This window comes from Variovorax sp. RTB1 (genome assembly GCF_035018765.1).
Taxonomy (GTDB): domain Bacteria; phylum Pseudomonadota; class Gammaproteobacteria; order Burkholderiales; family Burkholderiaceae_C; genus Variovorax.
In genome coordinates this window covers 50,368-57,842 of record NZ_JASJXG010000032.1, presented here as the reverse complement: position 1 = coordinate 57,842, position 7,475 = coordinate 50,368, and the positions used below count along the sequence as shown (strand labels likewise).

Annotated in this window: 6 protein-coding genes and 1 pseudogene; 5 read left to right on the top strand and 2 right to left on the bottom strand. The window is 65.0% G+C overall.

Annotated features, from left to right (window positions below; all coding sequences use genetic code 11):
* A pseudogene (locus QN397_RS18355) lies at positions 1–534 on the top strand (hypothetical protein); the annotation flags it as partial.
* Here the strand turns inward: QN397_RS18355 and QN397_RS18350 are convergent.
* Entirely contained in the window at positions 455–1,873 is a 1,419-nt protein-coding gene (locus QN397_RS18350) for a gluconate:H+ symporter (protein ID WP_323501612.1), read from the bottom strand. The pseudogene QN397_RS18355 and the gene QN397_RS18350 overlap by 80 nt on opposite strands.
* On the bottom strand, positions 1,870–2,472 hold the full coding sequence (locus QN397_RS18345; RefSeq protein ID WP_323495253.1) for a gluconokinase: 603 nt from the start codon (positions 2,470–2,472) through the stop codon (positions 1,870–1,872). Before QN397_RS18345 ends, QN397_RS18350 begins: the two co-directional genes overlap by 4 nt.
* Before the next feature lie 111 nt (positions 2,473–2,583).
* On the opposite strand from QN397_RS18345, the gene bamC reads away from it, so the two are divergent.
* From bamC to QN397_RS18325, 4 genes are all read left to right on the top strand, one after another.
* A complete protein-coding gene (gene bamC / locus QN397_RS18340) occupies positions 2,584–3,705 on the top strand; it encodes an outer membrane protein assembly factor BamC (RefSeq protein WP_323501611.1) in 1,122 nt (373 codons plus the stop codon).
* Positions 3,706–3,824: 119 nt separating this feature from the next.
* Complete coding sequence (locus QN397_RS18335; protein WP_323501610.1) at positions 3,825–6,245, top strand: diguanylate cyclase domain-containing protein; 2,421 nt, start codon at positions 3,825–3,827, stop codon at positions 6,243–6,245.
* Between the two features lie 93 nt (positions 6,246–6,338).
* Positions 6,339–7,034, top strand: a complete 696-nt coding sequence (locus QN397_RS18330; RefSeq protein WP_323501609.1) for an SDR family NAD(P)-dependent oxidoreductase — start codon at positions 6,339–6,341, stop codon at positions 7,032–7,034.
* A gap of 157 nt (positions 7,035–7,191) precedes the next feature.
* Entirely contained in the window at positions 7,192–7,452 is a 261-nt protein-coding gene (locus tag QN397_RS18325) for a hypothetical protein (protein WP_323495258.1), read from the top strand.
* Positions 7,453–7,475: the final 23 nt, after the last annotated feature.

Here is a 7,475-nt window from a genome sequence, read left to right as displayed (position 1 = left end):
GTCATCGAACGGGCAGGGGAGTTGACGATGGTCAGGCCGGGCCGCTTCATGCCGAAATCCGCCTGGCTGTGCGTCGCAACGCTGCTGTTCCTGTGCGTGTGCGTCCTGGCAGCGAGCGGATGTGCCGCGGGCATGCCGGCGCCCCAAGGCGGGGTCATGCCATCGAGCGACGATACGGCCGATGGCTGGCGCCTGGGTGTGATCGTGCGGCTCGGCGATGCGTTGCCCGACCCGGGAACGTTGGAAGATGATTGCCGCATCGCGCTGGTGCCCTCGGTGCGCGCGGCCGGCGCATTTGCCGAAGTGGCCTATCGACAGGGGCGGCGATCGCGCTTGCGCATCGTCTTGCTCGACCGCGATCGCGCGTGGGCGGTGGGCGACGAGGCCTCCATCGACCTGCGTGATTGCCGGCAGGCGGCGGTGCCGCCTTCGACGCCGCTGTCTAAAGCACCCACTAAAGCACCAGCGACAGCGCCAGCGTCAGGATCAATCCCATCACCGAGATCACCGTCTCCATCAACGACCACGTCTTGATGGTCTCCATCACGGTCAGGCCGAAGTACTCCTTGACCAGCCAGAAGCCCGCGTCGTTCACATGCGAGAAGAACAGCGAGCCGGCGCCCACGGCCAGCACCACGAGCGACAGATGGTTGGGCGACAGGCCGACGGCCAGCGGCGCGACGATGCCGGCGGCGGTGACCGTGGCCACGGTGGCGGAGCCGGTCGCGAGGCGGATCAGCACCGCGACGATCCAGCCGAGCAGCAGGGTCGACAGGCCGGCGGCCAGGGCGATCTTGGCGATGGCCAATCCGGTCCCGCCGTCGACCAGCGCCTGCTTGAAGCCGCCGCCGGCGCCGACGATGAGCATGACGCCGACGACAGGCAGCAGGCTGGCGCCGATTTTCTTGGCCAGCACCGTGGGCGTGAAGCCGACCGAGGTACCGAAGGTCACCATCGCCAGCAGCACCGCGATCAGCAAGGCGAACACCGGGTCGCCGATGAAGTCGAGCGCGGGCCGCAGCGGCGCCGTCTTGTCCATCCAGATGTCGGCGCCGGCCTTGATGAGCATCAGCGCCAGCGGAGCCAACAACGTGATCAAGGTCCAGGTGAAGGTCGGGCTGTGCGTCGGCTTCGGGTCCTCATCCTTGCCACCCGCGGTGCTGCCCGATGCGCTCGATGCACTTGCAGAGGACACCGCCAGGCCGGCACCCGCAGCGCCGATCGGCACCATGCGCGCCGCGAGCAGGCCGAACAGCGGCCCTGCGACGGCGACGGTCGGGATGGCGATGAGCAGCCCCAGCGCCAGGGTCACGCCGACATTGGCATGAAGAATCGCAATGGCCGCCAACGGGCCGGGGTGCGGCGGGATGAATCCGTGCAGCACCGACAGGCCGGCCAGCGCCGGGATGCCGAGTCGCATGGCCGGGCCCTTGGAGTGGTGCACCGCGAGCATGACCACCGGGATCAGCAGCACCAGCCCGATCTCGAAGAACATCGGGATGCCGATGATGCTGGCGACCAGCGCCATCTTCCAGGGCAGCGTTGCCGGGCGACCTTGCAGCAGCGTGTCGACCACTTTCTCGGCACCGCCGGAATCTGCCAGCAGCTTGCCGAGCATGGCCCCGAGTGCGATCAGCACGCCGACATAGCCAAGCACGCCGCCGACGCCGGCTTCGTACGAGGCCGTCACCTTGTCGAGCGGCAGTCCCGAGCCGACACCGACGAACAGAGCGCCGATGGTCAGCGCCAGAAACGCGTGCATCTTCAGCCACACAATCAGCAAAATCAGAATGCCGATGCCGACGGCAGCGACGATCAGCACTTGCGTGTCGTGCGCGTTCAGCGGTTGGTGCATGAGGTCTGCGGGGTTCATGGGGCTGCTCCTTTGGTGATGTCGAGGCCGAGCATCTTGATGACGGTATCGGCGATCTCCGATGGCGCGGGGCCGACGTCGACGCGAATCGCGGGCTCTTCGGCACCGGGCTCCTGCAAGTCGGCGAACTGGCTGTCGAGCAGCTTGGTCGGCATGAAATGACCATGTCGTGCGGCCAGGCGCGCAGCGATGGTTTCGTACGACCCGTGCAGGTAGATGAACACGACGCCAGAACCGCGTCGGTCGATGGTGTCGCGATAAGAACGCTTCAGCGCAGAGCAGGTGATCAAACCGCTACCGCCGGCGTCGAGGCGCTCCCCGACCCAGTCGGCGACCTTCTCCAGCCAGGGCGCGCGGTCGTTGTCGTCGAGCGGATGCCCGGCCTTCATCTTCTCGATGTTGGCCGGCGGGTGCAGTGCATCGCCCTCTTCGAAAGGCCAGCCCAGGCGGCCGGCAAGAAGGGCCGCGACGGTGGTTTTGCCGCAGCCTGAAACGCCCATTACCACCAGCACCACCGGTTGGGGGATGGGCGGCTTTATCGGCAAAGTCAGCGGCAGTGGCAGCGGTGAGGTATCTCTGGTGCTGGTTTGAGTTGTCATTGTTCTTCCACTTGCTTGGGTCACTCGGGTCGGTATTGAACATAGCACCAGGGGCGCGATGCTGCCGTCGGCCTCCCATATTTCTCCCGAATCGGCGGCCACCATCGCCCGATGAACCCAACCGAAACACGCGGCGCCTGGCTGCTTTTCAGAGCAAGCCTGGCGCTGGCATTCGTCGCGAGCCTGATGGCGTGCGCGGCGCCCAAGGACGGTGACGGCATGCGTTATCACACGAGTTCCGGCAAGGCACCGTTGCTGGATGTGCCGCCCGATGTCGCTCAACTCTCCCGATCGGGGTCAGACGCACGGCCCAAGTCGGTGGCTGCAAGCGCATACGCTTCCGAGAGGGCTCAGCCATTCGTGCAGCCGACGGCAGTGCGCGCTGTCGGCGATATCAAGCTCGAAGGCGACGGCACCGACCAATGGCTGTCGATCGGCCGTTCGCCCGACGCGCTGTGGGAGCCGCTCAAATCGTTCTGGCAAGAGAGCGGATTTTTGTTGAGCATCGAAGACCCCGCGCGCGGCGTCATGGAAACCGATTGGGCCGAGAGCCACGCCAACGTGCCCGGCGACCTGGTGCGCGACGCGATGGGCAAGCTGGTCGATTCCCGCCATTCGACCGGTGAGCTCGACATCTTTCGCACGCGGCTGGAACGCACGGCCAGCGGCACGGAAATTTTCGTGACGCACCGCGGCATGCATGAAAACGTTCGGGATACGCCCGGCACACCGGCTGGCTGGCAGGCACAGCCGGCCGACATCGCGCTCGAAAGCGAATACCTTCGCAAAATGATGCTTGCGCTCGGCAGCGCGCCCACGGCTGGCACCGCGAAGGTCGCGGTGCCGCAACGGATCGTGAAGGGTGACATGAAGAGTGATGCGACCACGGGCCGGAGCACGCTCGAGCTTGTCGAAGGCTTCGATCTCGCCTGGCGGCATGTCGGCCTGGCCCTCGATCACGCGGGCTTCACTGTCGAAGACCGTGACCGCCGGACGGGCACCTACTTCATCCGTTTTGTGCCGCCACGGCCGCCCGGCGCGGAGCCGGGGCTCCTTACCAAAATGGTCGAGTACGTCAAACCTTCGCCTGTCGAAAAGCCCTTGAAGCTCGGCATCCAGGTTCGCAGCGAAGGCGAGGCCAGCACGGTTTCGGTGCTGACGGAGGCGGGGGCGCCGGAGCAATCGGCAGTGGCGCAGCGCATCGTGCAGGTGTTGGCCAGCGACCTGCGCTGAGCACCAGTTAGGCGCCCGTCCACGCGCCGACAAGGCGCGCCGACAAAGTGCGCGAAACTAGGGGGATGCTGGTCCGCCTCCGCCGCCGCTTTGTCAAAGGTCTCACGATCAATGGACGCTTGTTCCTGCTCGTCCTTGCGGTGGCGATTCCGTTCTCGATCTTCCTTGCAACGACGGCATTGCTGCAGGCGAGGCAGGAACGCGAACAGGTCCGACAGGAGATGTTGAGCCTGGCGCGCCTCACCTCGGCCCGACTGGACGACCACGTCGGCGACATCGGTCAGTTCCTCGGCGTGCTCGCGGAAGTCGTCACTCCCGAGTCTGGAGGCAATGCCGCCAACGATGCATTGTTGAGGGGCCTTGCGTCGCGCAGGCCCGCACAGATCAACAACGTTGCCGTTTGGAGCGCGAACGGTGAGTTGACAGGCTCGGCCGAACAGCAATTGCGCCTGACCGGACTGAACGTTGCTCAGCGATCGTTTTTCAAGCAAGCGGTGGCGGGTGCCGACCTGCCTGTGGAAGCGCCGATCCTCGCCGCATCCAACGGCGAACAGGTCGCCGTCTTTGCAACCGCGGTTCGGCGGCAGGGCCGGGTGGTGGGCGTGGTGACCGCGACCGCACGTTTGCGGCTGTTGCAGGCGCTGGTATTGCCGGCCGGTGGCTTGCCGCCCGGTGCGGTCATCACCGTGCTCGACCATGATGGCGTCATTCTGGCGAGGTCGCTCGACCCGGCGCGCTGGATTGGCAAAAGCCTGGGTGCCGGGTTCGTGGCAAGCACCGTGGCCGCCAACCTGGTGGACAGCGTGCGAGACGGCCCCAGTGCCGACGGGGTATCGCGCATCGGTGGCCTTACCGCATCGCGGCGCGTGCCTTGGTTCGTCTACGTCGGCATTCCGAACGAGATCGCGCTGGCGCCGATGAAGCGACATCTGGCGCAGACTTTCCTGGCGGGTCTGGCGATGTTGCTGCTGGGCCTGACCGCTGCAGCAGTGGCCGGCCGTCGCATTTCGGCGCCGTTGCGCCAGTTGAGCGATGACGCAGCGCGGCTCGAGCAGGGCCGTTTCGATCATCGGAGCAGCGTGTCTCAGGGCGGCGAAATCGGCCAGCTCGCGAGCGCGCTGAATCGCATGTCGGACTCGTTGCAGGAGCGCACGGCCTTGCTGGAGGCGAGCCGGTTCCAGCTTCAACAGATCACCGACAACCTGCCCGCGATGATTTCGTACCTCGACGCGCAGCAGCGCTTTCTATTTGCCAACAACGTTTTCAAGGAATTGCTGGGTGTCGATACCCATGCCCTGATAGGCAAGAGTCTCGTAGAGGTTTATGGTGAGGCGGAATACGCCATCTTCCGCAAGGACATCGAAGCCTGTCTAGGCGGCCGCCGGATAGCCTACGAGCGCGAGATCCAGACCCTGGCGGGACCGCGTCGCGCGGAAGTAACTTTGATCCCGCATCGGGACGCCGACCATACGGTGGTCGGCCTGTTCGCGCTCACGCTCGACGTTACGGCCAGCCGCGAGGCCACCGCCTTGCGCGCCCGCATCGAGGAGCGGCTCAGCCTGGCGCTCGAAGGATCGGGGTCGGCACTTTTCGACCTCGACGTAAAGCGCAGCCGCATCTATCAAAGCGCGCAGGCCGCGACGATGCGCGGCGAGCCGGCGCTGGAAGAGACGACGAGCCTTGCCGTGTACATGAATCGCGTGCATCCCGACGATCGCGACTGGCTCACTCACTGCTTCGAAGCCGCGCTCAAGGGTCGCACGGCGACATTCGATGCCGAGTTCCGAATGGCGACCCGCGCGCTCACCTGGATCTGGATTCGCGGCCTGGGGCGCGTGGTCGAACGCGACGCGCAAGGCATGGCGATACGCCTCGCCGGCACAGGCGCGGACATCACGCCACGCAAGGCCGCCGAAGAGCGGCTTCGCTATCTTGCCGAGAACGATGCGCTGACAGGCCTGCCCAATCGCGCCCTGTTCGACGAGCGCCTGAAAGGACTGTTGCTGAGCCGGGGCGGGCCACATCGGACGTCGGCACTCATGTTCCTGGACATCGACTACTTCAAGAGCGTGAACGACACCTTCGGCCACGAGGCTGGGGACAAGTTGCTGGTGGCTTTTGCTGCGATTCTCAAGGAGTGCGTACGGCCGAGCGACACGGTCGCGCGTCTTGCGGGCGACGAGTTCACCATCATTCTGAATGACATCTCCGGCGTGTCCGAAGCGACCGCGGTGGCGCAACGCATCGTCGAAAGGGTGCGAAAACTGCGCGGCTTCAGCGATGCGCAGGGCGGAGGCTCGGGCGTGTCGACAAGCATCGGTATCGCGTTTCGCGGGCCGAACGACAACGACGCAGCAGTGTTGCTCAGACGCGCCGACGCGGCCTTGTATCAGGCCAAGCGCAATGGTCGCGACAGCTTCGTGTGCGACACCACGCACGCTGACGATGCCATCGAAGCGACCAGTGAAGAAGTCACGGTGGATGCCGTGGATGCCGCGGACGGGTCTGGAGCGTCGGAGCAGGCACGACGCGACAGATAAAGCGCGACCGAGATGCAGGCCAAGGTCAGCCTATGGTCATGCTTAGCCCGCAGAATCTGGCGCTCTGCGCCGCGATTTCCATGGACACACCGCATGCAATCCTTTCCTGACGGATTCAGAGCGGTGGTCATCGGCGCATCGGGAGCGATAGGCGCGGCGATGGTGCGGCAACTCGAAGCCGATCCGCGCTGCGGCAGCGTGATCGGACTCGGGCGGAAGACTTTGCCATCCATCGATTTCAACGACGAAGCGAGCGTGGCCGCGGCCGCCGCCGCTATGGCATCTCGCGGTCCATTCCATTTGGTCGTGAACGCAGCCGGCGTACTGCACACGACCCGCTTCGCACCCGAAAAGCGTTTGTCTCAACTGGACTTCGCCCAAATGGCCGAGACCTTTCAAGTGAATGCCTTCGGGCCCGCGATGGTGCTGGCAAAGTTCGCACCGTTGCTCGACCGCCAACGCGCCGTATTGGCCGTGGTCTCGGCCAAGGTCGGCAGCATCGAAGACAACCGTTTGGGCGGCTGGTATAGCTATCGCGCGTCGAAGGCGGCACTCAATATGTTGCTCAAGACGGCAGCGATCGAAGTGCAGCGCGCGCAACCGAATGCCGTACTGGTGGCGCTGCATCCGGGCACCGTGGATTCGGCGTTGTCGGCGCCGTTTCGGGGTGCCGAAATCGGTCGTCCGGCAGCGGCCGCGGCGGCAGATCTGTTGCGCGTTATCGATGGTTTGAAACCGGAGCACACCGCCAGCTTCTTTTCGTACACCGGCGAGCGATTGCCTTGGTGAGTGAGGGTGGCCGGGCCAAGGCGTGCCTATGTCAGACGGCCTGTTCGTCGGATGGCATACGACGCATGTCAGAAGATGACCACGTCGGCACCGCCACTTTGGCTGATTGAAAAAGAACTATAAAGTAGTACATCTTGGGCCTAACGAAAAAGGCCCGATGGACGATCAAGACTCCTTTCTGCAACATCTTCGCGACGACCTTGCCGGTCGGCGTCGCGCGACCGCTGCCATCCGCGCAAAGATCATCGAGGCGCTGGGCGACAAGCTCTGTGGCAGCGGCACCGGCCCCAAGGGCGACGACCTCGCTGCGTTCGCTACCGCACAACAGCAAGAGAGGATGTCTGCGGCGCGGCTGCGTGCCTATTTCGCCAACCTGGCGGACCGCGTGATCCGAAGGGTGCGAGACCGGTCGTCCTGACCACTGTTTCACAACCACCGTCA